19 protein-coding genes and 1 riboswitch are annotated in these 26,051 nt (G+C 66.6%); of the genes, 10 read left to right on the forward strand and 9 right to left on the reverse strand.

What is annotated here, in order from left to right:
- The first annotated feature begins 50 nt into the window (after nucleotides 1-50).
- Genes ACLIMP_RS07255 through ACLIMP_RS07270 form a run of 4 tightly spaced genes read left to right on the forward strand, consistent with a single transcriptional unit; the run spans nucleotide 51 to nucleotide 3,690 of the window.
- Complete coding sequence (locus ACLIMP_RS07255) at nucleotides 51-1,043, forward strand: MBL fold metallo-hydrolase (protein WP_185997869.1); 993 nt, start codon at nucleotides 51-53, stop codon at nucleotides 1,041-1,043.
- The gene (locus ACLIMP_RS07260; protein ID WP_324698478.1) at nucleotides 1,040-1,495 is read left to right on the forward strand and encodes a hypothetical protein; all 456 of its coding nucleotides are present in this window, start codon (nucleotides 1,040-1,042) and stop codon (nucleotides 1,493-1,495) included. Before ACLIMP_RS07255 ends, ACLIMP_RS07260 begins: the two co-directional genes overlap by 4 nt.
- Nucleotides 1,492-2,352 (forward strand): alpha/beta hydrolase, encoded by an 861-nt coding sequence (locus ACLIMP_RS07265; protein WP_132469037.1) that lies wholly within the window; start codon nucleotides 1,492-1,494, stop codon nucleotides 2,350-2,352. The genes ACLIMP_RS07260 and ACLIMP_RS07265 overlap by 4 nt, the downstream gene beginning before the upstream one ends.
- A gap of 12 nt (nucleotides 2,353-2,364) precedes the next feature.
- Entirely contained in the window at nucleotides 2,365-3,690 is a 1,326-nt protein-coding gene (locus ACLIMP_RS07270; protein ID WP_443478140.1) for a glycoside hydrolase family 1 protein, read from the forward strand.
- Between the two features lie 126 nt (nucleotides 3,691-3,816).
- Here ACLIMP_RS07270 and ACLIMP_RS07275 read toward each other — a convergent pair whose 3' ends face one another.
- Genes ACLIMP_RS07275 through ACLIMP_RS07290 form a run of 4 tightly spaced genes read right to left on the reverse strand, consistent with a single transcriptional unit; the run spans nucleotide 3,817 to nucleotide 8,445 of the window.
- On the reverse strand, nucleotides 3,817-4,593 hold the full coding sequence (locus ACLIMP_RS07275; protein WP_054440198.1) for a DeoR/GlpR family DNA-binding transcription regulator: 777 nt from the start codon (nucleotides 4,591-4,593) through the stop codon (nucleotides 3,817-3,819).
- On the reverse strand, nucleotides 4,566-5,867 hold the full coding sequence (locus ACLIMP_RS07280; protein WP_156336735.1) for an MFS transporter: 1,302 nt from the start codon (nucleotides 5,865-5,867) through the stop codon (nucleotides 4,566-4,568). Before ACLIMP_RS07280 ends, ACLIMP_RS07275 begins: the two co-directional genes overlap by 28 nt.
- A gap of 2 nt (nucleotides 5,868-5,869) precedes the next feature.
- The gene (gene lldD, locus ACLIMP_RS07285) at nucleotides 5,870-7,018 is read right to left on the reverse strand and encodes an FMN-dependent L-lactate dehydrogenase LldD (RefSeq protein ID WP_324698483.1); all 1,149 of its coding nucleotides are present in this window, start codon (nucleotides 7,016-7,018) and stop codon (nucleotides 5,870-5,872) included.
- On the reverse strand, nucleotides 7,018-8,445 hold the full coding sequence (locus ACLIMP_RS07290) for an FGGY-family carbohydrate kinase (protein ID WP_324698485.1): 1,428 nt from the start codon (nucleotides 8,443-8,445) through the stop codon (nucleotides 7,018-7,020). Before ACLIMP_RS07290 ends, lldD begins: the two co-directional genes overlap by 1 nt.
- Before the next feature lie 125 nt (nucleotides 8,446-8,570).
- Here ACLIMP_RS07290 and ACLIMP_RS07295 point away from each other — a divergent pair, with 125 nt between their 5' ends.
- The 5 genes from ACLIMP_RS07295 to ACLIMP_RS07315 all read left to right on the forward strand — a co-directional run bounded on the left by ACLIMP_RS07295 (nucleotide 8,571) and on the right by ACLIMP_RS07315 (nucleotide 17,621).
- The gene (locus ACLIMP_RS07295) at nucleotides 8,571-10,682 is read left to right on the forward strand and encodes a bifunctional rhamnulose-1-phosphate aldolase/short-chain dehydrogenase (protein ID WP_443478141.1); all 2,112 of its coding nucleotides are present in this window, start codon (nucleotides 8,571-8,573) and stop codon (nucleotides 10,680-10,682) included.
- Between the two features lie 82 nt (nucleotides 10,683-10,764).
- On the forward strand, nucleotides 10,765-12,057 hold the full coding sequence (locus ACLIMP_RS07300) for a sugar isomerase (RefSeq protein WP_324698489.1): 1,293 nt from the start codon (nucleotides 10,765-10,767) through the stop codon (nucleotides 12,055-12,057).
- 156 nt (nucleotides 12,058-12,213) lie between these two features.
- Nucleotides 12,214-15,633 carry a glycosyl hydrolase gene (locus ACLIMP_RS07305; RefSeq protein ID WP_443478142.1) on the forward strand — a complete coding sequence of 1,140 codons (3,420 nt, stop codon included), beginning with the start codon at nucleotides 12,214-12,216 and terminating at the stop codon, nucleotides 15,631-15,633.
- Nucleotides 15,634-15,790: 157 nt separating this feature from the next.
- The gene (locus ACLIMP_RS07310; RefSeq protein ID WP_324698493.1) at nucleotides 15,791-16,798 is read left to right on the forward strand and encodes an LLM class flavin-dependent oxidoreductase; all 1,008 of its coding nucleotides are present in this window, start codon (nucleotides 15,791-15,793) and stop codon (nucleotides 16,796-16,798) included.
- Between the two features lie 16 nt (nucleotides 16,799-16,814).
- The gene (locus ACLIMP_RS07315; protein ID WP_324699011.1) at nucleotides 16,815-17,621 is read left to right on the forward strand and encodes an IclR family transcriptional regulator; all 807 of its coding nucleotides are present in this window, start codon (nucleotides 16,815-16,817) and stop codon (nucleotides 17,619-17,621) included.
- 18 nt (nucleotides 17,622-17,639) lie between these two features.
- On the opposite strand, the gene ACLIMP_RS07320 is transcribed toward ACLIMP_RS07315, so the two are convergent.
- On the reverse strand, nucleotides 17,640-18,710 hold the full coding sequence (locus ACLIMP_RS07320; RefSeq protein WP_185997863.1) for a glycosyltransferase family 4 protein: 1,071 nt from the start codon (nucleotides 18,708-18,710) through the stop codon (nucleotides 17,640-17,642).
- Nucleotides 18,707-19,612 (reverse strand): UDP-2,3-diacylglucosamine diphosphatase, encoded by a 906-nt coding sequence (locus ACLIMP_RS07325; RefSeq protein ID WP_324698496.1) that lies wholly within the window; start codon nucleotides 19,610-19,612, stop codon nucleotides 18,707-18,709. The genes ACLIMP_RS07320 and ACLIMP_RS07325 overlap by 4 nt, the downstream gene beginning before the upstream one ends.
- A gap of 184 nt (nucleotides 19,613-19,796) precedes the next feature.
- Between ACLIMP_RS07325 and ACLIMP_RS07330 the strand changes: the two genes are divergently transcribed.
- Entirely contained in the window at nucleotides 19,797-20,471 is a 675-nt protein-coding gene (locus tag ACLIMP_RS07330; protein ID WP_054440211.1) for a response regulator transcription factor, read from the forward strand.
- 117 nt (nucleotides 20,472-20,588) lie between these two features.
- On the opposite strand, the gene ACLIMP_RS07335 is transcribed toward ACLIMP_RS07330, so the two are convergent.
- The 3 genes from ACLIMP_RS07335 to ACLIMP_RS07345 all read right to left on the reverse strand — a co-directional run bounded on the left by ACLIMP_RS07335 (nucleotide 20,589) and on the right by ACLIMP_RS07345 (nucleotide 25,915).
- A complete protein-coding gene (locus ACLIMP_RS07335) occupies nucleotides 20,589-21,164 on the reverse strand; it encodes a TMEM165/GDT1 family protein (protein WP_054440213.1) in 576 nt (191 codons plus the stop codon).
- An 89-nt stretch (nucleotides 21,165-21,253) separates the two neighbouring features.
- Nucleotides 21,254-21,385: riboswitch (yybP-ykoY riboswitch) on the reverse strand.
- Nucleotides 21,386-21,493: 108 nt separating this feature from the next.
- Complete coding sequence (locus ACLIMP_RS07340; protein WP_324698499.1) at nucleotides 21,494-24,196, reverse strand: TonB-dependent receptor domain-containing protein; 2,703 nt, start codon at nucleotides 24,194-24,196, stop codon at nucleotides 21,494-21,496.
- A 102-nt stretch (nucleotides 24,197-24,298) separates the two neighbouring features.
- A complete protein-coding gene (locus ACLIMP_RS07345) occupies nucleotides 24,299-25,915 on the reverse strand; it encodes a beta-helix domain-containing protein (RefSeq protein WP_054440217.1) in 1,617 nt (538 codons plus the stop codon).
- Nucleotides 25,916-26,051: the final 136 nt, after the last annotated feature.

Here is a 26,051-nt window from a genome sequence, read left to right on the forward strand (position 1 = left end):
CGGCCATATTTCCGAATGGCCCGCAAGAGGCCGCCGAAACAAGGGTGAAGATGCAGGTGAAACGCGCAATGACGGCACTGGCGCTCTCGGCAGTGGCGATCTCTTCCTTTCCCGCGCTTGCGGCCACAAGCTGCCCGGCGCTGCGCTGGACGACGCTGGGGACGGCGGGCGGACCGGTCCCGACCGCCGAGCGTTCGGAGCCGGCCAATCTCCTCACCATCGGCGAGCGGCGGATACTCGTCGATACCGGTGACGGCACCGTGGACCAGCTTGCCCGCATCGGGCTGGACCTCGGCGCCGTCGACACGGTGTTCATCAGCCACAACCATCTCGATCACACCGGCGGCCTCGCCGCAGTGATCGGCCTGCGCTGGATGAACCAGTTTGCCGGTGTCCTGACCGTCTACGGCCCGGTCGGCACGCGGGCCGTCGTTGAAGGCATCGTCGCCTCCATGGCGACGCCGGGGAGCATCGGCTTCGGTCTCGGTACGCCGCCGCCGCGTCCGGCGGACTCGGTGCGGGTGATCGAACTCGCGGACGGGCAATCGCTCGATCTCGGCGCGGGCGCAGGCGTGAAGGTCGCCGCCAACAGCCATTTCGACCATGACGGCAAGCCCGATCCCGACAACGCCTCGCTGAGCTACCGTTTCGTGCTGGGCACGCGCAGCATTACCTACACCGGGGACACCGGTCCGAGCGCCGCGGTCACCGCGCTGGCGAAGGGCAGCGACATGTTCGTTTCCGAAGTCATCGCGCTCGATGCTCTGCTCGGTGAAATCCGCGCGCGCCGCAAGGACGCCTCGCCCGAGATGCTGGCCGGGATGGAGCGCCATCTTTCGACGCATCACCTGCGGCCCGAGGCCGTGGGCGAGATCGCCGCGCAGGCCGGGGTCGGCCGGGTCGTGCTCACGCACTTCGCGGTCCCGCCCGGCCCGCTGCCGCAGTTCGAGCCGGCCATTCGCGCGGGGATCGCCGCGCGCTATCACGGGGCGGTCGATCTCGCCCGCGATCTGCAAAGCTTCGACCTGGGGTGCCGGCCATGAATATCGCAGCCCGGCTGCGGCGGGAGCAGCGCACCAGCGGGGTCATCAACCTCGTGCTGAGCGCGGCGTTCTTCCTCGGCGTGTTCGGGCTGGAAAACCGCCCCCTTCGTTTCGCCGCACCTGACAACCTGGCGCTCGACTTCCTGCCGCAGGCCGCCGCGATCGCGCTGATGTCTTCGCTGGTGCCGCTGCTGGTGGTTTCCGGCAGTCTGCGCAGGTCCGGAGGGCGGACCGGCGGAGGGGCCTTCATCGCGCGGACCGTGCTGAGCGTGGTGCTGGCGGGCCTTGCGAGTGCCGCGCTGCTGGCCGCGCTCTGCCTGTTCGGACCGTGGCGCGAGATCGGCTGGCTTGTCGCACTGGGCATGAAGCTGGTCTATGGCACCGCGCTGGGCGTGGCCGGCACGACATTCGCGCTCACCCGGCTGTTCGCACAAGGGAGTGAACCGGCATGAGCTCTGGTGAAACCGGGCGCGCCATCGCGGCGATGGGCACGAAGCTCGGCCCCGATATCGTGGCCGCCTGCCGGGACCTGTTCGATGCCGAGCAGCAGGCGCTGGCCGCCCGGATTGCGCCGCTGTCGGTGGACTGCGCCTACGGCCCGGACCCGCGCAACCGGCTCGATCTCTACCGCGAGGGGGAGGCCGGGGGCCCGCGCCCCGTCGTCCTTTTCGTTCATGGCGGCGGGTTCCTTGTCGGCGACAAGGGCGGCGAAAGCGGCTGGGCGAATGCCCATGTAGGGCGCTGGGCAGCGGCGAACGGCATGGTGGGCGCAGTGATGAACTACCGGCTTGCCCCGGCGCACATGTGGCCCTCGGGCGCGGAAGACGTGGGTCTCGCGGTCGACTGGCTGCGGGCGAACGTCGCCGCGCATGGCGGCGATCCGGAGCGGATCTTCCTGCTCGGCACTTCGGCAGGCGCGGTCCATGTCTCCGCCTTCCTCAAGGCGCGTGAAGACCACGCGGCACTTGTGCGCGGCGCGGCGCTGCTCTCGGGCCTCTATGGCTTCACCCCGCTCGACGAGCGCGACATGCGCTATTACGGCCCGCAGGACTGCTACGACCTGCGCATGCCGATGGGCGCGGTGATGGCCACGGGCCTGCCGCTCATGGTCGCCTGCGCCGAGTTCGATCCGCCGCGTTTCCAGGCCGAATGGGCCAGCCTCCTGCAAGCCCGCCTCGGTCGCCACGGTCACTTGCCGCGCGCGCATTATGCCTCCGGGCACAACCACTACTCGATGGCCATGCATCTCGGCACGTCGGACCACCGGCTGTCGGACGAACTGCTTTCCTTTTTCGCCGATCTTTCCTGAGGGGCTTTCTCGATGACCAAGATACTCAATCTCGACCGCCGAAGCCTGCTTGCCGTGGGCGCGCTGGCAGCGGCTGCGCCGGTCATGGCGCATGCGGCCTCGAAGCGTCCGGCCCCGGCTTTCCCGAAAGGCTTCCTGTGGGGCGCCGCCACCGCGCCGCACCAGATCGAGGGCAACAACGTTTCCTCCGATCTCTGGTTCGTGGAGAACCAGAAGCCCACCGTCTTCGCCGAGCCCTCGGGCGACGCGGTGAACAGCTTGGAACTCTGGGCGACCGATCTCGATATCGTGAAGTCGCTGGGCCTCACGTCCTATCGCTTCGGCGTGGAATGGGCGCGGATCGAGCCGGAGAAGGGTCTGTTCTCTCAGGCCATGCTCGATCACTACAAGCGCATCGTCGAGGGCTGCCACGCGCGCGGGCTTGCGCCGCTGGTGACGTTCAACCACTTCACCGCGCCGCTCTGGTTCAGCGCGCAAGGGGGGTGGACCAACCCGGAATCGGCACAGCTCTTCGCCCGCTATTGCGATAAGGTGGCCCGCGCGATCGGTGCGGATATCGCCATGGCCATGACGCTGAACGAGCCGAATATCCTGCTCATTCTCAAGAACATCCTGCCGCCGCCGGTATGGGACATGCAGCGCCAGACCCTTGCCGCCGCCACAAAGCGCCTTGGCGTCGAGCGCTTCCTCTGCGCCAATGTCGCCGGTCGCGAGGACGTGGACGCCATCGTCGCGGGCCAGATGGCCGGGCACAAGGCCGCACGCGCCGCGATCAAGGCGGTACGCGGCGACTTGCCGGTGGGCTTCACGCTCTCGGTGCTGGATGACCAGGCTGCCGGCAAGAACTCCCTGCGCGACAAGGTCCGCGCCGAACTTTACGGCGGCTGGCTGGAGATCGCCAAGGGTGACGATTTCATCGGCGTGCAGAACTACGAGCGCGCGGTCTGGAACGACAAGGGCCGTCTGCCCGCGCCCGACGGCGCCGACCGCAACTGGTCCGGCACCGAAGTCTGGGCGCCGTCGCTGGCGGGCGCGGTGCGCTATGTCCACGCTGCCACGAAGGTTCCGGTGCTGGTCTCCGAACACGGCGTGGGCACCGAGGACGACACGCTGCGCGCGCGCTTCATTCCCGCCGCGCTGGAAGGGCTGAAGCAGGCCATGGATGATGGGGTGCCGGTGCTCGGCTACATGCACTGGTCGCTGCTGGACAATTACGAGTGGATTTTCGGCTACAAGCCGCGCTTCGGCCTGTGCAGCGTGGACCGCACGACTTTCGTGCGGACGCCCAAGCCGAGCGCCTCGGTGCTGGGTGGGATTGCGAAGCGCAATTCGCTTTAAAGGGGGAAGAGGAAAGGCAGGGGGGCAGCACCCCCCTGCACCCCCAATACTGTCGAGGTCAGCCGGGCCAACCGCGTTCCGCGCTCCGGAAGACTTACTGGCTGCGCCGCAAGGAGCGGACCTTCCTTAAACCACGATCACCTTCACCCCGAGATCCCGCAGCCGTTCCGCCATATCCTGCGGCACGCCCGCATCGGTGATAACCACGTCCACCTCGTCCAGCCCGCAGACGATCGCGCCCGAGGAGGAGCGGAACTTCGAGCTGTCGACCATGAGGATCACTTCCTCGGCCCGGTCCATGAACCGGCGCTCGGCGGCGACGAGGATCACGTCCTGTTGCATCACCCCCTGAGGTCCGACCGCCGCCGCGCCCATGAACAGCTTGGGCGCGTGGAAGCGCGGCATCGAATCCTCGCCCGCAGGGGCAAGGACGATGTTCTGTTCGCGAAACACAGTGCCTGACGGCAGCAGCACCCGCGTTCCGGTCTGCGGAAGCAGGGTGTGGACGATGTGCAGCGAGTTGGTCAGCACCTGCATGTCCAGCCCGTCGAGATAGGGGCACATCTGGAGCGTGGTGGTGCCGCCGTCGATCATGATCCCCTCGCCGGGGCGGCAGAGCTGGGCGGCGGCGCGGCCGATGGCCTGCTTGGCGGGCAGGTTCTGGGTGATGGACTGCTCGAAGGGCGTGCCTGCCAGACCCTGGGGCCTGTCAGGCTTCTCGTCCTCGGGCAGCTTGGCGCCGCCGTGGACGCGCAGGATGCGGCCGGATTCCTCCAGCCGCGTCAGGTCGCGCCGGATCGTGGCCGGCGAGGCGTCGAGCTGGGCTTCGAGAGCACGGTAGCTCACGAAGCCCGTATCGGCGACGGCCTCGAGTATCAGGCGTTCGCGTTCCTCGGCGTGCATGCGACTTGTGCTTCCTTTTGAGTCCGGCCGGGATCGGCCTGTTCGGCTTCGAGCTGTTCTAGCGACTTGCCTTCGTTGCGCGGCGCCCAGAGTGCGCCGATGATCCCGCTGATGACAAGGAACCCGGTAAGAATCCAGGCAAGGTTCGTAAAGCCCGTGGCGTTGAGCATGGGCACGAAGAAGCTGAACACGCCCAGCGAGATGCGCACGATGGCAAAGCACACGCCCTGCGCGGTGGAGCGCAGCATGGTGGGGAACATCTCCGAGCTCCAGAGCTGGAAGAAGCTCTGCGCGCCGAAGCCGCCGCCGAATTGCAGCAGGAAGACATAGAGCAGCGCGACCGGGATCGTCAGCGGGAATACCGCCAGCAGCATCATGCCCGCGACCTGAATAACCGCGGAGACGATGAACAGCGTGCGCTGGTTCACCTTGTCCGACAGGCGCATGAAGATGAACGTCACCGAGATCATGGCAACGAAGAACGAGACCGCCTGAATGGCGACGCTCTGGGCCTGGGTGGCCGCGCCCATCGTGCGCAGGATATAGGGGAAGAAGAAGCCGTTGGTACCGGCCCAGAGGTTCCAGAACCCGTACATGCCCACGAGCCCGAGGATCGAGGCGAGGTACTTGCCCTTGAAAAGGCTGGAGACCGGCGGGCGCTTTACCTCGGATTTCTGGGCTTCCACCCAGCGCTCCGATTCCTTCATCTTCGAGCGCAGCAGGGTAAGGCCGAGTGCGATCACCACGAGGTGCGCGAAGACGATCCGCGCGCCGAGCACGCCGAGCGAAGTAAGCGCGAGGCTCATCAGCAGCACCACGACCGGGCCGAGATACCACAGCGCCTGCGCCACCCCGGAATGCTTGCCGCGCTTGTTGTCCGGCGCCTGTTCGGCGATCAGCGACCAGCTTGCGGGAATGTCCGCGCCCACGGCGAGCCCGACGATCAGGAAGCCGACCACGATCATCCACGGCGCTACCGCGAAGACCAGCATCGACATGCCCAGCGCGTAGATCAGCATGTCCCACTGGTAGATCTTCTTGCGGCCCAGCTTGTCACAGAGCCAGCCGCCGATCAGCGCACCCACGCCCGCGCCGATGGCGTTGGGGCCGAAGGCGGCGATCAGGCCGACGAAGTCGTTGGAGAGGTGGTAGCTTTCCTGCCAGAGCGCGAGCGCGGCCGAGCCGGCGACGATCGAGCCGGCGTCGATATAATTGGCGAGGCCGGCGAGTATGGTATTGCGCCAGTTGTCCTCTTGTCCCGTGGTTTCAGTCATTTTCAGGTCCCTCCCGCCAGGATCGTTCTGTCGATCTCTGCGATTTTCGTCGTGCCGGTGAGCGCCATGGCGACGCGCATCTCGGCCTCGATCAATTTCAGCATCTTGGTCACGCCCGCCTCGCCCCCGGCGCCGAGCGCCCAGGCCCATGCGCGGCCGAGCAGCACGCCCCTGGCGCCCAGCGCCAGCATCCGCACGACGTCGAGGCCGGAGCGGATGCCGCCGTCGGCCAGCACGGTCATGCGGTCTCCCACGGCGTCGGCGATGGGGGGCAGGGCGCGCGCGCTGGAAAGCACGCCGTCAAGCTGGCGGCCGCCGTGGTTGGAAACGACGAGCCCGTCCGCGCCGAGTTCGGCGGCTTCCTTCGCATCCTCGGGATCGAGAATGCCCTTGATGACCAGCGGGCCCTTCCATTCCGAGCGGATGAAATCGAGATCGCGCCAGTTGATCGAAGGGTCGAAGTTGTTCCGCATCCAGGCGAAGAAATCCTCGATGCCGGTGCGGCCCTGAAGCACGGGGGCGACATTGCCCAAAGTGTGGGGCCGTCCGTTGAGGCCCACGTCCCAGGCCCATGACGGGCGCATCATCGCTTGCGCCGCGCGCCATGCCGCGCCCTTCAGCCCGCCGGTTCCGGCAAGTCCGGTGTGATAGTCGCGGTAGCGGCTGCCGGGGACGGGCATGTCCACCGTGAAGACAAGCGTGGAACAGCCTGCCTCGACCGCCTTGGCCAGCAGGTCCTTCATGAAGGCGCGGTCGCGGATCATGTAGAGCTGGAACCAGAACGGCTTGCTCGCCGCCTTGGCCACTTCGCCGATGGTGCAGGCACCCACGGTGGAGAGCGTGAAGGGAATGCCCGCCTTGTCCGCCGCGCGCACCGCCTGGCATTCGCCGCGCCGGGCATTGAGTCCGGCCAGCCCGATCGGGGCGAGGGCGACGGGCAGGGCGAGCTTCTGGCCGAACAATTCGGTCGAGAGGTCGAGCTGCGAAACGTCGCGCAGCACCCGCTGGCGCAGCGCAAGGTCAGCAAGGTCGGAGACATTGCGCCGGAGCGTTGCCTCGGCATAGGAGCCGCCGTCGATATATTCGAACAGGAAGCGTGGCAGGCGGCGGCGGGCGGCCTCGCGGAAGTCGGGGATGGAGGCGGTGATCATCAGGCAAGCTCCCGCATGTGCGCGCGCCACTTCTCGCGGTAGGCCATGAGATCGCCTTCGAGCGGCTCGACACGGCGCAGCCCGCCTTGCGCTTGCAGCAGCGGATTGATCAGCCGCAGCGCGCCGAACGAGACGTCGTTATGTGCGTTCGCCACATAGACTTCGGTTTCCGGCCGCAGCGCGGCGAGGGCGCGCACGAAGACTTCGGCATCGGCGAAGCGACCCTCGATCAGCAGGCGCTCCTTCGAGCGGATCAGGTCGAGCGAGGTGTCGGCCACCATCGCCGCATAGAGGCAGATCGCGGCACGCCGCGCGTACCAGGTGCCGGCCCATTCCTCGGGCTTGTCCACCCAGTCTGCCTTGCCGTGAGGGAACGGTCCGAAACCCGGCGCGAGCGTGGGCATCATCATCGTCCCGCGTTCGAGCAGGCCCGGCACGGCGTCCATCAGCTTGGGCTGGTCGGGTCGGATGTCGACGCGGCGGGTGTCGATCTGAATTACCGATTCGATCTCCCGCCCGCCCATGAAGCGCGCGGAAGGCACCGGCCAGCCATAGGCATCGACATTGACGAGGGTGTCGCGCGCCTCGGGAAGGGCGGCGATGGAGAAGGTCTCGGCAGCAAGGCGCATGGCGATGAACCAGGTGCCGGTGGAGAGAATCGTCGCCTCCAGCCGTGCGATCTCGGCGAAGCCGCGCGCAGCGAGGAGAGCGGCGTTCGAATCGTGGAGGCCTGCCAGCACCTGGGCCGTGGCCGGAAGGCCGGTCTCGGCGGCGATCTCGGGGCGGAGCGTGCCCACCATGTCGCTCGCCTTGACCACGGGGGCAAAGCGTTCCGCCCAGCCGAATCGTTCGGCCATGGGCGAGAATCGCGCATCGGCGGGGCACCAGAGATCGGTGTGGCAGCCGAGGCTGGTCACTTCGCTCGCGGCCTTGCCGGAGAGGAACCAGGCCCAGTACTGCGCCCAGGGAACGAGCGTGGCGCGGGCCATCTCCTCGGGGTGGCGGCGGGCCATCCAGTAGACTTGCGTGCCGAGGTTGAGGCCGTCGGGCAGGGCGGGGCTGCCGGTGAGGGTGAAGGCGTCACGCTCGCGCCGATAGTCGGCCATCACGTCTTCGGGGACGGCCTGTTCGTAGTCGAGCGGCGGGAACAGCAGGCCCTCATTGCCGCCGGCGCCGTCGAGAGCGGCGAAGCCCGCGCCGTGGGCCACGGGGATGATCGCTTCCACCGGATGGCCGGACCAGCCGCGCAGCGTGGCGCGCAGCCATTGGCCGATTCCCTCGACGTCGAGAACACGCAGCCCGTCATGCTCGCAGGGGACGTTGGGGCGTACCTGACGGTCGATCATGCGCCCGCCGCGCGTCCACAGCGTCACCTTGCTGAGGGTCTTGCCGATATCGACGACGATGAATGTACCGGTACCCGTCATGGCTCTCCAACCATCCTCCAACCCAAACACGCTCTGACCAATTATGATTGACTTTGATGATCGAACGTGATCGTTTTGTAGCGAAACAGATTGCTCATGCAAGCACGAATTGGTAGAGGATGACTATGGATACCATGACCGCTTCCCGCCCGGCTGCGATACCGTTTGCCGTTCCTTCCAGCCGCTGGGACGATTCGCTGGCCGCGACGCTGTCTCCCGAGCAATTGCTGCTTTATCGCTCCAACCTGCTCGGTTCCGATCTGACCGTCACCAACTTCGGCGGGGGCAATACCTCGGCCAAGCTGGCGGAAGTGGACCCGCTCACCGGCGAAACGGTGGAAGTGCTGTGGGTGAAGGGTTCGGGCGGCGACATCGGCTCGATGAAGCTCGACGGTTTCGCCACGCTCTATCAGGACAAGCTGCTCGGCCTTGAGGCGCACTATGCCGGGCCGGAAGACGACGACAAGATGGTCGGCTACCTGCCGCACTGCACCTTCAACCTGAACGCGCGCGCCGCCTCGATCGATACGCCGCTGCACTCGCTGCTGCCTTTCGCCCATGTCGACCATGTTCACCCGGACGCGATCATCGCGCTGGCCGCCAGTTCGGGCGGCGAAGCGGCAACGCAGGAAATCTGGGGCGGCAAGATCGGCTGGCTCGGCTGGAAGCGCCCTGGCTACACGCTCGGCGTCGAGCTTCGCGACTATGTGGCGGCCAATCCAGGCGTCGAGGGCGTCATGCTTGCCGGTCACGGCATCATCTGCTGGGCCGACAGCGCCAAGTCCTGCTACGAACACACTGTCGAGTTGATCGCGGACGCGGCGAACTATCTCAACGCCAAGCTGGGCGAGAAGCCTGCCTTCGGCGGCGCGGCCCATGGCACTGCCGGGAACCGCGCGGAGATCGCCGCCGATCTCATGCCGCGCCTGCGCGGTCTGATGACCGGCGCGCGCCGCAAGCTGGGCCACTTCTCGGACGACGCCGAAGCGCTGGAATTCGTGAACTCGGCGGAGTTCGAGCGTCTGGCCGGTCTCGGCACCTCGTGCCCTGATCACTTCCTGCGCACCAAGATCGCTCCCCTGACCCTCGACCCTACGCGTCTTCAGGACCAGGACTATCTGGCTCAGAAGATTGCCGATTATCGCGACATGTATGCAGCCTATTACGAGCGCTGCAAGCGTCCCAACTCGCCCGCGATGCGCGATGCCAACCCGGTGGTCGTGCTCGTGCCGGGCGTGGGCCGCATCACTTTCGCCACCGACAAGACCACGGCGCGCCTTGCCGGGGAATTCTACGGCAACGCCATCAACGTGATGCGCGGCGCGGAGGCCATCGGCGACTATATCGCGCTCGACGAGCAGGAAGCCTTCGACATCGAATACTGGCTGCTTGAGGAAGCCAAGCTCCAGCGCATGCCCGCACCCAAGCCCTTGGTCGGCCGTGTGGCGCTCGTCACCGGCGGCGCCGGCGGCATCGGTGCCGCCACCGCCGCACGCCTGATGGCGGACGGGGCCTGCGTGCTGCTGGCTGACCGCGATGCGGGTGCCGTGGAGGAAGTCCGCGCCGGTTTCGCCAAACAGTTCGGCAAGGACGTGGTCCGCGCCGCCGTTTGCGATGTGACCGACGAGGCGCAAGTCTCCGAAGCCTTCGCCGTGGCCGCGCGCGAATTCGGCGGGCTCGACATTCTGGTTGCCAATGCCGGTATCGCCTCGTCAGCACCGATCGAGGAGACCACGATCGAACTGTGGAACCGCAATTACGACGTGCTGGCGCAGGGCTACTTTCTCACCAGCCGCGCCGCATGGCCGCTGCTGAAGGGCATGAAGGAGCAGGGCGGCACTTCGGTGGTGTTCATCGGGTCGAAGAACGGCGTCGCGGCGGCCACCAATGCCTCGGCCTATGCTTCCGCCAAAGCAGCGGCGAACCACCTTGCGCGCTGTCTGGCGCTGGAGGGCGCGCCGCACGGTATCCGCGTCAACGTGGTCAATCCCGATGCGGTCATCAAGGGCAGCAAGATCTGGGACGGCGACTGGCGCAAGGAACGCGCGGGCGCCCACGGCATCGACACCGGCAAGGAACTGGAAGAACACTACCGCAACCGCTCCATGCTGAAGCGCGACGTGCTGCCTTCCGACATTGCCGAGGCGGTCTATTTCCTGGCCGGTGACCAGTCGGCGAAATCGACCGGCAACATGATCAATGTCGATGCGGGTAACGCACAGGCGTTCACGCGTTAAGAGATGTTTTTCGGGGGAATGCACGAACCGGCGCATTCCCCTTTCCGGCATCGCGGTGCCGGATGCGGAAGAGGATAAGAGAATGAGCAGACTGCCGATTTCCGATGAACTGATCGCCGAAGCCAATGCCCGCGCGGCAGATGCGCTGGAGGACGAATATGCCTCGCTTGGCCGCAAGCTGGAGCGTTCTGGCATCGCCATCGATGCGATCAAGGACAAGGTTTCCGCCTTCTCGGTCGCCGTTCCCTCGTGGGGCGCTGGCCGGGGCGGCACCCGCTTCGCCAAATTCCCGATTGCGGGCGAACCCACCAACATCCATGAAAAGCTGGAAGACTGCGCCGTCATCAACCAGCTTTCGCGCCTGACCTCCCGCGTCTCGCCGCATTTCCCGTGGGACAAGGTGAGCGATTACAAGGCGCTGCGCGAGGAAGCGGCCAGCCTTGGCCTTGGCTTCGATGCGGTGAACTCCAACACCTTCCAGGACCAGAAAGATCAGGCGCACAGCTATTCCACCGGTTCGCTCTCCTCGACCATCGAGGCGACGCGCCAGCAGGCGGTGGAGCACAACATCGAATGCATCGAGATCGGCCAGCAGCTCGGCTCCACCGATCTCACCGTCTGGGTGGGGGACGGCACCAACTTCCCCGGCCAGCAGGACCTCGGCCGCAGCCTCGACCGCTATCTGGATGCCGCCGCACAGGTCTATGCCGCGCTGCCCGATGACTGGCGGATGCTGCTCGAACACAAGATGTTCGAACCGGCGTTCTACTCCACCGTCATCAGCGACTGGGGCTCCTCGATCCTCGCCGCTCAGGAACTGGGCCCCAAGGCCAAGTGTCTGGTCGACCTTGGGCACCACGCGCCCAACGTGAACATCGAGCAGATCGTGGCCCGCCTCCACCGCTTCGGCAAGCTGGGCGGCTTCCACTTCAACGACAGCAAGTACGGCGATGACGATCTCGATTCGGGCTCGATCAACCCGCACCAGCTGTTCCTGGTGTTCAACGAACTGGTCGAGGCCGAACTGGCTCCGCGTGACGGCTTCAAGCCCAGCTACATGATCGACCAGTCGCACAACGTGACCGATCCGATCGAATCCATGCTGTCCTCCGCCGAAGCCATCGGTTCCTGCTATGCCAAGGCGCTGTTGGTGGACCGCGAGGCGCTGCATCTCTCTCAGGAAGCCAACGACACGATGATGGCCTTCCAGGCGCTGCGCCGTGCCTACAATGTCGATGTCAGCCCGATTCTGGCCAAGGCGCGCGTCGAGGCGGGCGGCGCGGCGGACGTGCTGGGCGTCTACCGCGAAAGCCGCTGGCGCGACCGCAAAGCGCAGGAACGCAAGGCCGTGGGCCTCGGCGCCGGGATCGTCTGATCTCTTTCGCATCCTGAAATACTGCCGGACCAAAGGGTAACAAGCCCTGCCGGAAAACCCTTCTCGCCGGGACTCCCCGTCCCGGCGGCAAGGTGAAGACAAGACTGCTGCAATAATAAAAAATCTACACAACCATTTGGATTTGGGAGGGAAATTATGCCGATCCAATCGTTTCGTACCGTGCTGCGCGCTGCAACCGCACTGACCTCGGCGCTGGCTGCGATGCCTGCCGCCGCGCAGGAACAGGTGCCCGTCGCCGAAGCCGCTGCTTCTACCGCTCCACTTGAGGACCAGTTCCGCGATCCGCCCAATTCCGCCCGCCCGCGCGTGTGGTGGCACTGGATGAACGGCAATATCTCGAAGGACGGCATCGCCAAGGACATGGCGTGGATGAAGCGCGTCGGCATCGGGGGATTGCAGAACTTCGACGCCAATCTTCAGACCCCGCAAGTGGTCGACAAGCGCCTCGTCTACATGACGCCGGAGTGGAAGGACGCCTTCCGTTTCGCCGCGCACGAGGCGGACCGGCAGGGGCTCGAACTCGCCATCGCCGCCTCGCCCGGATGGTCGGAAACCGGCGGCCCCTGGGTTCAGCCGCAGGACGGCCTGAAGAAACTGGTCTGGTCGGAGACCCCGGTAGCCGCCGGGCAGCGCTTCTCGGGCAAGCTTTCCGCGCCGCCTTCGGCGACCGGGCCCTATCAGGCGCTGGGTGCCGCGGTGTCCATCGAGGAGATGATCTCCGGTCATCCCGCCCCTCCGGGGCCGTCGTACTACGGCGATGTCGGCGTCTTCGCTTACCCCGAATCCGTCGAACCCGCAGTCGCCTTGCCGCGCGCGGCGGATGGGCTGGGCAATGTGCTCTCCGCTGCCGCGCTGTTCGATGGCGATCTTGCCAAGGGCGTAACCCTGGCCCGCAAGGAAGGCGAGGCGCCCAGCCTGCGGCTCGACTATGCGAAGCCGGCCCGGATCTCCACCGCGACGGTCTTCGTGCCCGATGTGGTGGTTCCCTTCGCCGGAGCCGCTTTCACGGGCGCGCTGGAATCGAGCGCGGACGGTAACACGTGGACGCCGATCGCCACGTTGACGCTGGGTGCCGTACCCACGACCGTCAGCTTCCCCGCCGTTACCGCCGCGCATTTCCGTGTCGTGCTCAATCCTCGCAAGCAGGACGGCGGCCTCGGATCGCCCGCGCCGGGCATTGCCATGGACGGATTGTTCGACGGCGTCGGCGCGATGCTGGCGAAGAAGCCGCTGGTCGTCGGCACCTTCACGCTCGATGCCGCTCCGAAAGTAGACCGTTTCGAGACCAAGGCCGGCTTCGTGATGAGCCGCGACTATTACGCGCTGGAGGAGCCGAAGGACGGTGCCGCCGGTATCGCCCCCGCCAGCGTTGTCGACCTCACCGGCAAGCTCAAGGCGGACGGCACGCTCGACTGGCAGGCCCCGGCGTTGCCCAAGGGCCAGCGCTGGCGGGTGCTGCGCATGGGCTATTCGCTGCTCGGCACCACCAACCACCCGGCACCGCCCGAGGCGACCGGGCTTGAGGTGGACAAGTTCGATGGCGACGCGGTGCGCCGTTATCTCGATCACTACATCGGCATGTACAAGGATGCCGCCGGGCCGGACATGATCGGCCAGCGCGGCGTGCGTGCGCTGCTCACCGATTCCATCGAGGTGGGAGAGGCGAACTGGACGCCGAAGATGCTGGAGCAGTTCCAGCGCCTGCGCGGCTATGACGCGCGGCCCTGGCTGCCGGCGCTGACCGGCGTGCTGGTGGGCACGCGCGCGCAATCGGACAAGTTCCTCTACGACTATCGCCGCACCCTGGCTGACCTGCTGGCCAGCGAGCATTACGGCACCGTCGCCAGGGTCGCTCACGAGAATGGCCTCAAGGTCTATGGCGAGGCGCTGGAAGACAAGCGTCCGATGCTGGGCGACGACATGACCATGCGCAGCCACACGGATATCCCGATGGCCGCGATGTGGACCTTCCGCGAGGAAGGCCCGCGCCAGACCCTGATCGCCGACATGAAGGGCGCGGCTTCGGTCGCGCATCTCTACGGCCAGAACCTCGTCGCGGCGGAATCGATGACCGCCTCGATGTCGCCCTGGGCCTTCGCGCCCAAGGATCTGAAGCGCTTCATCGACATGGAGTTCGTCAACGGCGTCAACCGCCCGGTGGTCCATACCTCGGTCCATGTGCCGGTGGACGACAAGAAGCCCGGCCTCTCGCTCTTCATCTTCGGCCAGTATTTCAACCGGATGGAAAGCTGGGGCGAGATGGCCAAGCCCTGGGTGGACTATATCTCGCGCTCCTCGCTGCTGCTTCAGGCGGGGCGGAACGTGGCCGACGTGGCCTACTTCTACGGCGAGGAAGCACCGCTGACCGGGCTCTATGGCGACAAGCCGGTGGCTGATGCGCCGGTTTCGCACGCTTACGATTTCCTCAGCTACGATGCGCTCACCGGCTTGCTCACCAACGAGGGCAACGAGGTCGCCGCGCCCGGCGGCGCGCGTTACCGGGCGATCTACCTCGGTGGTTCGTCGCAGCGCATGACATTGGGAGCGCTGAAGAAGCTCGCCGCGCTGGTCGAGGGCGGCGCCACGGTGATCGGCGATGCGCCGGTCTCGACGCCCAGCATGGCAGGGGGCATGATGGGCCCGCAGGACGCGGAATGGTCGGCGCTGGTGGCGAAGCTCTGGCCGGGCAGCGGTGACGCCGCAGTCGGAAAGGGCCGCGTGATCGCCGGCAAGGACGTGGAAGGCGCGCTTAGCAAGCTGTCGGTGGCACCGGATTTCACCTTCACCGGAGCAGAGGCGAATACGAAAATCCCCTTCGTCCACCGCCGCGACGGGCAGGGCGAGATCTACTACCTCTCCAATCCGCAAGGCGCGCAGTCCATCGAGGCGCGCTTCCGCGTCACCGGCAAGGCTCCCGAACTCTGGCACCCGGAAACCGGAACCAGCGAGCCGGTAAGCTACCGCATGGAGAATGGCGAGACGGTCGTGCCGCTCTCGCTGGCCGAAGGTGACGCGGTCTTCGTGGTGTTCCGCAAGGCGGCCGCGAAGCAGAGCCTTATACTGCCCGCCAGGCCGGTGCAGGCGCTGGCTTCGCTCGACGATGGCTGGACGGTGCGGTTCCAGGCCGACCGCGGCGCTCCCGCCTCGATCGAGATGCCGAAGCTTGCCCCGCTCGAACAGAATGCCGAAGCCGGGGTGAAGTACTTCTCCGGCGAGGCGACCTATTCGCGCAGCTTCAACCTGCCGAAGGGTGCGAAAGCGGGGCAGCCGCTTTGGCTGGACCTCGGGCAGGTGGGCGACCTGGCGGAAGTCACGGTGAACGGAAAGCCGGTGGGTGCGGCGTGGCATGCGCCTTACCGGATCGATATCGGCAAGGCCGTGAAGAACGGCGCCAACACCATCGAGGTGAAGGTGGCCAATCTCTGGGTCAATCGCCTCGTCGGCGATGCGCAGCCCGGCGCGAAGCCGATCACCTGGACGGCGATGCCGACCTATCGTGCCGATGCGCCGCTCAGACCTTCGGGGCTGATCGGCCCGGTCAAGCTGGAGAAGTAAGGCAGGAAAGCTCCCGGAGGGCTCTTCCTCCGGGAGCCGCTCCGGTGCCCTGCGGCGGCTGGCGGCGGGCGGGCTTCGCCAACTCATCGCCCCCGCGCCTTGCCGCCTCGGCCCCGGCCGCTAGGCTCCTGCCCGAGAACGAACGGGACAGGGCACGATGGGCGAACTCGGCTTCGGCTACCTTTACGATTTCCGCAATCCCGGCCCGTGGCGACGGGCGCCGGAAGCGCTTTATGGCGAAATTCTCGACGTCGTTGCCGAAACCGAGGCGCTGGGCTTCGACGGGGCCTGGGTGCCCGAACACCACCTCGCCGGGGACGGCTACATGACCTCGCCGCTGGTGGCGCTTGCGGCCATCGCTGCGCGTACGAAGCGGATGCGCATCGGTGCTGGCATCGCGCTTGGCCCGCTCTACGAGCCGCTGCGTTTCGCCGAGGACTGTGCGGTGCTCGACACGCTTTGCGGTGGGCGCTTGGCGATGGGGCTCGCCATCGGCTACCGGGCGCGCGAATATGCGGCCCACGGCCTCGACTTCACCCGGCGCGGTGCGCGGTTCGACGAATTCCTGAGCATCGTCCGGCGGCTCTGGGCGGGCGAGACGGTGGACTTCGAGGGCCGCCATTTCCGCCTCGAAGGCGCGCGGGTTTCGGCGCTGTCGAGCCGGGGACAAGTGCCGCTCTACATCGGTGGCTTCGCGCCCAAGGCGATGGAGCGGGTGGCGAGGTATGGCGACGGGTACTTCGGCAATCTCGATATCTGGCCGCTCTATCGCCAGAAGCTGGAGGAGCAGGGCAAGGACCCGGCGCTTGCGAAGATCTGGCTGCAGGAACTGATGCTGGTCGTCGCGCATGAAAAGGCGGCTGCGGTCGAGGAACTGGCGCCTTATTTTCATCACGTCAGCAACACTTATGCGGCGTGGATGGCGGAGGACCGGGCGATCGGGATCGAGGATGCGGCGATGAAGCCGATGGACCTCGATACCTTCAAGCGCAGCGGCGTGCTTCAGGTGCTTACCCCGGCCGAGGCGGTGGACCGCTTCCGCGCCCTTCGCGACAAGGCGCCGGTTGAGCATTTCACGATGATGATGCCGCCGGGCCTTCCGGCGGAGCGTTTCCTTGCCTATGCCCGGACCTTCGCGGATGAAGTGATCCCGGCATTTCGGTGAGGCAGGCTTGAGCACGGTGACGGAGCAGGACGGAACGGCCGCGGAAGGCGTGGGAGCGCGGGCGGCCTCGCCGCAATCGGTGACGCGCGTGGTCCGCCTGCTCGAAGCCCTCTGCGCGAGCAGCGAGCCGCTGTCGCTGGCGGACCTCAGCCGCCGTCTCGCCACGCCAAAAAGCAGCCTCGCGGCGCTGCTGCGCGGGCTGGCAGAGGAAGACTTCGTGATCGGCGCGGATGGCACCTGGCGGCTGGGCCCCGGCGCCTTCGGCCTCGGCAGTGCACTGGCCGAGGCACGCCGCCGCCTGCAAAGCTCCGATCTGATCCGAGACGGCATGCGCCGCCTCTGCGCCGCGACGGGCGAAACCGTGCTGTTCGCCGTGGGCGACGGGGAGGGCGACCAGCTCACTTATGTTGACATGGTAGAGAGCCGCAACGTCGTGCGCTATTCGGTCAGTGTCGGAGACCGGCGCCCGCTTTACGCGACGGCGGGCGGACGGGCGCTGCTGGCGACATGCTCACAGGATGCGACCGACAGTTACCTGCGCCGCCTGAGCGCGCAGGCCTTTACCCCGGCAACGCTGGTGGATCGCAAGGCCCTGGCCGCTGCCATTGCCGATGCGCGGGAGCAGGGCGTCGCCCAGACCGTCGATCAGGCGGCGGACGGCGTAACCGGCACTGCCTCGGCCATTCGCGATGCCGCGGGGCTGGTGCTCGGCGCCTTGGTCGTGGCCGCGCCCACCCCGCGCGCGCAGGGCCGGCTGGAGGATCTTGCGCGGCTGGTGCAGCAGGAGGCGGCGGATATCTCCCGCAGCCTCGGTTTTCGCTGAGCGCCGCGCCGCAGCGCTTTACGCGGCCGCGCGTCTCGGGCTTTCGGCGGCTTCGAGAGCGGACTGGATCGTCGTCAGGAACTGGCCGGTCGCCCGCTGCCACGAGAAGCGCGAGCCCAGCAGCGCCGCGTCCTCGCGCCGGACCGTGAGCGCGGCCGCGATCGCCCGTTCCAGCACCGCGTCCACCGCGCCTGCCGGAGCGCGAAGGCCTTCGTCCACCCCGCATCCGTCGCGGCCGAGGATGTCGACCGGGCCGGTTACCGGATAGGCGGCGACCGGGGTGCCGCAGGCCAGCGCCTCGATCACCACGAGGCCGAAGGTATCGGTAAGGCTGGGGAACACGAAACAGTCGGCCGCGCGGTAGGCGCTTGCCAGTTCGTCACCCGAAAGCGCGCCGAGGAACAGCACGTCCGGATAGCGCCGTCGCAGGCTTTCCAGGGCGGGGCCGTCGCCGACCACGACCTTGCTGCCGGGCACGGGTGCGTCGAGGAAGGCTTCGAGGTTCTTTTCCGGCGCCACGCGGCCGACGTTCAGCAGGACCGGGCCGGGCAGGGCGGCCATCGCCGGGTGCCGCGTGCCATGCGGGTGGAACTGGGCATGGTCGATGCCCCGGCTCCAGCGGCGGGTGTGGGAGATACCGCGTCCGGCGAGTTCGCGTGCGAGACTGTCGGTCGATACCAGCACGGCCTGGCTCGGGGCGTGGAAGCGCTGCATGATCGGCCAGAACCGCTCGGCGCTGAGCCCGGTGCGCACGGCGGCATATTCGGGGAAGCGGGTGTGGAAGGCCGAAGTGAACGGCACTCCGCGCGAAAGGCACCAGCCGCGAGCGGCCCAGCCGATCGGGCCTTCGGTGGCGATATGGACGATCTGCGGCTGCGCCTTGTCGAGCATCCGGCGCACCCCGAAGCGCGGTGCCATGGCCAGGCGGATCGAGGCATAGCCGGGCATCGGCACCGTGAAAAACCGGTCTGGAGTGAGGGTTTCCACCTCGTGCCCCAGCCGCACCAGTTCATCGAGCGTGGCCGAGAGCGAGCGGACGACGCCGTTGACCTGCGGCAGCCAGGCGTCCGTCGCCAGGGTGAGCTTCACTCCGCCGCCTCGGCGCGGATCGCCTCCACGCCATCCGCCGTGTGGCCGCCGGTCTCGGCGATCCAGTCGACGATGGCGATATGACCCTGGAGGTCCTCGACCAGCGCGGTGCAGCTCTCCACCCAGTCACCGTCGTTGTAATACGTGATGCCGCCGAACTGGCGGATCTCGGCGCAGTGGATGTGGCCGCAGACCACGCCGTCGAACCCGCGCGAGATCGCCTCGTTCGCCACGGCTTCCTCGTAGCTGCAGACGTACTGGACTGCGTTCTTCACCTTCTTCTTCATGTAGGCGGAGAGCGACCAGTACGGCATCTTCAGCTTGCGCCGCACCGCGTTGAACACGATGTTTGCCCGCAGCAACGCGCCGTAGGCCTTGTCGCCGAGGAACGCGAGCCATCTGGCGTAGAGCACCACGCCGTCGAAGGCGTCGCCGTGAGTGACCAGCAGGCGACGACCGTCGAGCGTTTCGTGCACCGCTTCAAGCACCAGTTCCACGCCGCCGAACGTCAGTCCTGCATAGTCGCGCAGCATCTCGTCGTGGTTCCCCGCGACGAAGACCACGCGGGTGCCCCGGTGCGCCATCTTGAGGATGCGGCGGATCACCTCGTTATGGGCATCGGGCCAGTACCACCCCTTGCGCAGGCGCCAGCCGTCCACGATGTCGCCTACGAGATAGAGCGTCCTGCATTCCACCGAGCGCAGGAAATCCACCAGCATCTCGGCATTGCAGCCGCGCGTGCCGAGATGAACGTCGGAGATCCAGATCGTCTCGTACTTGCGTTTGGGCCGGAAGCCTTTCGGGTCCGGCAGGTCGAGCCAGGCGGGAATGTTGGTGCCGGCAAAGGCGCCTGCATTGTCGCCGGTGGTGCGTTCGAGAAGGGTGTCCACGTCTTTCCGCATCGGTTGCGCCCCCGTTCCAGTTGCCGGGATATTCCCACTTTCGCGTTGCGGCGCGGTGACGGTTGCGGGTCACTTCGATGACAGGCGGGTTCGGCCCGTGTTTTCATGGTGATGTCACCGATATGTCACCTGTTCGTCACACTGGCGCGGCAAGTAGCCGCCCGTAGCTAATGCGCAGGGGGCCATGCGGCGGATCGACATATTGCTGGCGAGCGAGCTTTCCGGGGGCCATGCGGCCTTTCGGCACGACGATTTCGACGTCCTCCTTCACCGCTGGACCGACTTTGCTGAGCTTCCGCTGATCGAAGGCGCGCTCTGGGTCTTCATCGACTGGGTGCTGCCCGAAATGTCGGGCCTTGAGCTGTGCCGCCGCCTGCGGGCCGACAGTCTGACCTCGCATGCACATGTCACGATCGTGCTGGAGGAAGACAACGTCGATGATCGCAAGCGTGCGCTGCGCATGGGCGCGGATGACTACATGGTAGGTCCGCTGACCCGCTCGGCCCTGCTGGACCGGGTGCTGGGCGCCAATATCAGCGAGCAGGACACCGCCAACGGCCGCGTCCTCGCGCAGGGTGAACTGTCGGTGGATGTCGCGGCGTTCCAGGCGCGCTGGCAGGGCAGGCCGATCTCGCTGATGCCCAACGAACTGCGGCTGCTGCGCTACTTCATCGAGCATCCGGGCCGGGTCTTCACCCGTACCCAGCTGATCGCCGCGCTGGGCAAGCAGGAGCCGCCAGTGGACGAACGCACGGTGGACGTCTGGATCGGCCGCCTGCGCCGCGCGCTGAAGGGTGTGGGTGCGGGCAATCCGCTGCGCACCGTGCGCTCCCTGGGCTACGTCTTCGACGCGATCTGAGCTGCCGGACGAAGCCGAGGGCTCGCCATCTGCTGCCGAGGCGGCGTCTTTACGGCTCCGCCGTCCCCCGCAAGGCGAAAGATTTACCTCGCGAGGGCGCGGAAACCGCAGGGATCGTCAGCCCAGCAGGCCCGCAGTCTGGGCAAGAAGCCAGAGGCCGATCACCAGGAACAGCAGCGCCGCGATCGTGCGCACCACGTTCAGCGGGACGCGCTTGATGATCTCGTTGCCGAGGAACACCGCGGGCACGTTGGCCAGCATCATGCCGATGGTAGTGCCGGCCATGACAGGGAGCACGCTCTGGAAACGGGCGCCCAGCGCGATCGTGGCAAGCTGGGTCTTGTCGCCCATCTCGACGAGGAAGAAGGCGATGGCGGTGGCCACGAAGGGCCCGAAGCGGCTGGGCTTGGGCTCGTCGTCTTCGTCGAACTTGTCGGGGATCAGCGTCCATGCGGCCATGGCGATGAAGCTGACCGCAACGAGGTAGCGGAACCACTGGCCGTCGAGGAAGGCGGAGGCCTGCTCGCCGACCAGCGCTGCGAGGAAGTGGTTGGCGAGCGTCGCCACGAAGATGCCGCCGACAATGGGCCAGGGGCGCTTGAAGCGAGTGGCGAGGACGATCGCAAGCAATTGCGTCTTGTCGCCGATTTCGGCGAGCGCGACCACGGCGGTGGACGTCAGCAGGGCTTCCAAGTGAATTCTCCGGGCCGGGCAACAGACAAGACAATAGCGCGGCAGAACCCGCCCGGCCGGACGGAACTGCAACGCCATTGGTCTCGCCCGGACGGATTTTCCGTCCTCCTGTGCGCCATGGTCTCTCGACCAAGTATGTTGACGACAGGTCCTGCTGGTCTTGTCCGGGCGATGGCCGGGGCAAGGGGGCGCAGGCGGCTACTCCCCAGATGACAAGCCGGCCCTTAGCGCGGGCGACCGGTGCTGGCAAAGAAAAAAGGACCGGCCGCATCGCTGCGACCGGTCCGTCAGTTGCCGTAGGGAGGGCAGGCGCCTCCCTGGTGAGATCGTCAGAACTTGGCCGTGGCCGAAAGCGAGAAGACCCGGCCGAGGGCGTAAGTGTTGAAGTCCACGCGGCCGTCCTCGAAGGTCTGGTATTCGAGGTGCTTTCGCCCGGTGAGGTTGCGGCCTTCGAGCTTGAGTTCCAGTTCCCTGCCGGCCAGTGCGATCCCCTGGCGCAGCACCACGTCCACGCGCAGGCCGGGGTATTCGATGACGTCGGGCTGGCGGATGCTGCCCACCAGGCCACGGCTGACCGAACGCTTGCTGGCATAGCTGAGCAGGATCGTCTGCTGCGAGAGGCCGGAGGTGTCCTCCATGCCGAGCTGGAAGTTGAGCAGGTGTTCCGACTGCCCGGTGAGCGGCGCGCCGTTCTGGAAGTAGTCGCTGGCAAGCTGGGTCGTGCTGGCGCCGTAGATGTCGGTGGTGTCTTCCGCGCCGACCTTCAGCTTCGACTTGGTGTAGGTGTAGTTGCCGATCAGCACGAGACGGCGGTTCTCGAAGAAGGCGCCGCCGATCGTATCGAGATCGACGTTCTTCTGCACTTCCAGCTCGCCGCCGTAGAGGTCCGCCGCAGGGGCGTTGGCGTAAGTTGTGATGAAGCTTTCGGAGCCGGCGAGGATCGATTCGATCGGGTTCTTGATGTGCTTGTAGAAACCGCCCACCGAAACGCGCTGGTCACGCGCGAAGTACCATTCGAAGCGGGCCTCGGCGTTGGTGAGCTGGCTGTCCTTCAGGAACGGGTTGCCGCGATAGGTGCGGTTGCTGTCGGGATCGTAGAAGTTCTGGTAGACCAGCTCGCGGAACTGCGGGCGGGCGATCGTCTTCGAGCCGTTCACGCGGACCTGCATGCCGGGCTCAAGCTCGTAAGTGAGCGTGAGGGCAGGCAGGAAGTATTCCTTCTTGAGGCCGGTGGTCGGCGTGGCCACCCCGCCGACCGGGCGAAGGACGGTCGTCTGCTTGGCATATTCCCAGCGCACGCCGGCGTCGATCGAGAGGCTGTCGGTGATCTGGCCATCGACCTTGCCGTAATAGGCATGGTTGAGCAGGCGGGCATCGAACTGGCCGACGTTGGCGGTCAGGTCACGCAGTTCGAGGTTGTAGTTGATGCCCGAGGCATCGTTCAGATACCACATCCCCGGCTGCAGCAGCACGTCGAGCCGCAGCAGGCCGAAAGCCTGGATCAGCGACTGGTCGCCGCTGGCATAGACGCCGAACTGGCGGTTGGTGTTGGTGCGCCGGTTCAGCTGATAGGCATAGCCGGCGGTGCCGCGCCAGCCGTCGAAGAACTGGCGCGAGACGTCGACGCCGGCCGACCACACGTCCTCGCTCAGGCGCGAGAAGCTGATCGTGGTGGGATCGACCGCCCCGGTGCCCATGGTGTTGACGAAGTTTTCGCCGAACTGGGTGCCGTCGTTGGTGCGGATATATTCGGAGTCGATCTCGAACGGCGAGAGGCGCTTGGAGTTGGCAAAGCCGGCGCGTACGTCGATCGAGGTCTTGTCGTCCGGCTTGAACTCACCGGTGAACTGGGTGTCGAGCAGCGCGCGTTCGTACCAGGCGGTCTTCTGCGAGATGTAGTCGACGTCCTGGTTGCTCTCCTGGTGGCCGGCGCGAAGGCGCGTGAACTTGCTGGTGTCGTGAATGTAGAGGTTGGTCCAGCGGATGGAGTTGTCGCCCCATTCGAGGCCGAGGCCCAGCATGCCGTTGACGATGATCCGGTTGTCGGTGCTGACCGTGCGGTAGTCTTCCCAGAGATTGTCCGGGTTGGCGCTCAGCCCCTGTGTAAGCTGCTGCACGGCATCGCGGGTCTGGGTCTTGTTCGAGTAGCCGGCCGCCGCGATCACGCCCAGCGTGGCGTCGCCGAGTTCGGCGCGCGTACCCGCCGAAAGATCGGCCGAGAAGTTCGGCTGCATCTTGTCGACCTTCTGGACCACCGAGTTGCGGCCCCGGAACAGCGTGCTGCCGATTTCAAGCGCCTGGTCGCTGCCCGAGCCCATCACGGTGTCGCTCTTCAGGTAGGCCTTGAGCGGGGCGGGAAGCGAGCGGTTGCCGTTGTCGTAGCCGGTCCAGTCGGTCTGGCTGCCGTAATAGGTGTAGCCCAGCTTGTTGGTGGTTTCGGTATCCCAGCCGATGCCGCCGCCGATGGTCAGGAAGCTTTCTTCCGGGATAGACTTGGTCGTCAGGTTGATGACGCCGCCGCCGAATTCGCCGGGGAAGTTGGTCGAATAGCTCTTCTGTACCAGCGACGAGGCGATGATGCTGGTGGGGAAGAGGTCGAGCGGGACGACACGCTTGAGCGGCTCGGGGCTGGGCAGCGGCGAACCGTTGAGCAGTGCGAGCGAGTAGCGGTCGCCGAGGCCGCGAACATAGACGTAGCCGTTGCCGACCACCGAAAGGCCGGTGACGCGGCCCAGCGCGCCGGCAATGTCGCCTTCGCCGGTGCGCGCGATCTGCTCGCTGGAAAGGACCGAGATGACCTGCGGGGCCGTGCGCTCGATGTTGCGGCTGCGCTGGCCGGTAACGATGATCGCACCGCCCGGGATCGAGACGTCGGGCGCCTCTTCTCCGGCCGCCGCGTCATCCGCCGGTTGAGTGGGAACGGCGCCGGCAATGCCGGAGGCGGGAGCGGAAGTGCTGTCCTGTGCCCACGCCGCGGTCGGCGCGAGCAACGCGGTGGAGAGCAGCAGCGTGACGAGCCGCGGCTTGATCATGGATTGTCCCCCTGGAACACGTAACGGATGCGATCGGATCGGATGCGAACGGGGGGCGGCCAGCTTGGACCGCCCCCCTTTGTTATGCTGCGGGCGGTCGGATCAGACGGTGGGCACTGCGGTGCAGGCGCTGTTCGATCCGAGGTTCGCGTTGGTGGTGTCGCAGGTCCAGCCGCGATACCAGGTGTCCGAAGCGTCCTTGACCGCGCCGATATAGGTGACGTTGGTGAAGAAGCTCGAGAGCGTGGACAGGCTGGCGTAAGCCGGGACCGCGGTTTCGCCGGCGCCGTTGACGAACGTGCTCGTCAGCGTCGAGGTGAAGGCGGCGTTGTTGTTGGTGCCGGCGTTGAATGCGGCCTGGACGGCGGCATTGTCGTAAGTGCCGGTGCCGAGGAAGGCGCCGGTGCCGCCGCAGGTCATCACCACCGAGTGGGCGGTGAGGGAGGTCGCGGCAGAGCCGCCTGCGGTGGTGCCGTTCTGGCGGAGGCACTCGTTCGTCGGGGTGTAGACCACGCCGTTGACGAGAGTGACGTCCGAGTTGCCGCGGAACAGCATCGAGGCCTGGTTGCCGCTGTTGCCCGAGCCCACGCTGGTCTGGACAGCGGTGAAGTTGGCGACGGTGATCTTGGTGCGCGGATCGTCGGCTTCGTTGCCGTTGCTGTCGAACTCGAGGAACGAGTCGCCGGCGTTCGGCTTCTGCACGATCAGGGCGAACTGGACGTTCGCCTGGACGCCGGTGTCGAGGTCGAGGCTGTCATCGTCGGCATTGATGGCGACGTAGTGCTTCAGGTTGAGCGCACCGCCGAAGAATTCGGAGCCGTCGTCCGAGCTGTTCACCGACTGGATGTATTCGAGCTGGGTGCCGCTGCCGATGCCGCCGCCGGTAAGCGACTGGAGTTCGTTGCCCGGAGCGAGCGAATAGCCCGAGAAGCGGATCTGCACGTACTTCATGCTGCCGGCGTTGTAGGTGTTGTCCTGGCCGCCGAAGTTCGCGGGATCTGCCGCGCCTTCGGTCACGCGCTCGCAGTTGTTGCCTGCGGTGGTGCCCATGCCGGTCGAGCAGTCGGTGATCTCGCCGCGCCCGAGCAGCACGACGCCGCCCCACTGGCCCATCGAATCGTTGGTGTTCGAGCCCTGGATGTTCTGGAGGCTGGTGAAGATGATCGGCAGTGCGGCGGTACCTTCCGCCATCAGCTTGTTGCCGCGGTTGACGGCGAGCCAGGCCGGAGCCGAGGTGCTGTCGCCATAGACGATCGCGCCCGGCGCGATGGTCAGCGTCACGTTCGTGTCGGCGCTGAGCGTCCGCGCGCCGCAGGCGACGGTCGTGGTGGCGAACGTCGAAGTTGCGGTCGGCGCCTTGAAGCCGCCGTCGCAGCCCACGTCGACGCGGCCGTTGAGGCGATAGACCACGCCGGTGCGCTTGGGCAGCGTCGAGCTGACGTTGACCAGCGCGGGCAGGGTGCAGACGCGCCAGCTGCCTTCGGGGCCTTCGATGGTACCGTCGTTGCTCAGCACGAGGCCGCCGGTGGCCGCGGTGCCGGGGCACTCCGCCGCTGCCTCGACCAGGCCGGTGCCCGGGGTCGGGGTGGGCGTGGGAGCCGGGTTGTTGATGTCCACGTCGATCGAGCCGGCGCCCGGCGAGGAGATGTCGTCGGCGCCGCAGCCGGCGAGAGCGAGTGCGCTGCAGCCCAGAAGCAGCACGCCATGAATGGTCTTCACGTGAATTCCCCCGTTGGTCAGGTCGGAACGAGACGGCGAGTCCGCCTTCGCTGAGCGCGGGGTCTAGGGCTGAGGGGTGACAGTTTGTTGGCGATACCGTGACAGAAATCTGCACTTATACGACGACAGTGTGACC

The sequence above is a fragment of the Novosphingobium aeonii genome (assembly GCF_052279045.1).
Lineage (GTDB): Bacteria > Pseudomonadota > Alphaproteobacteria > Sphingomonadales > Sphingomonadaceae > Novosphingobium.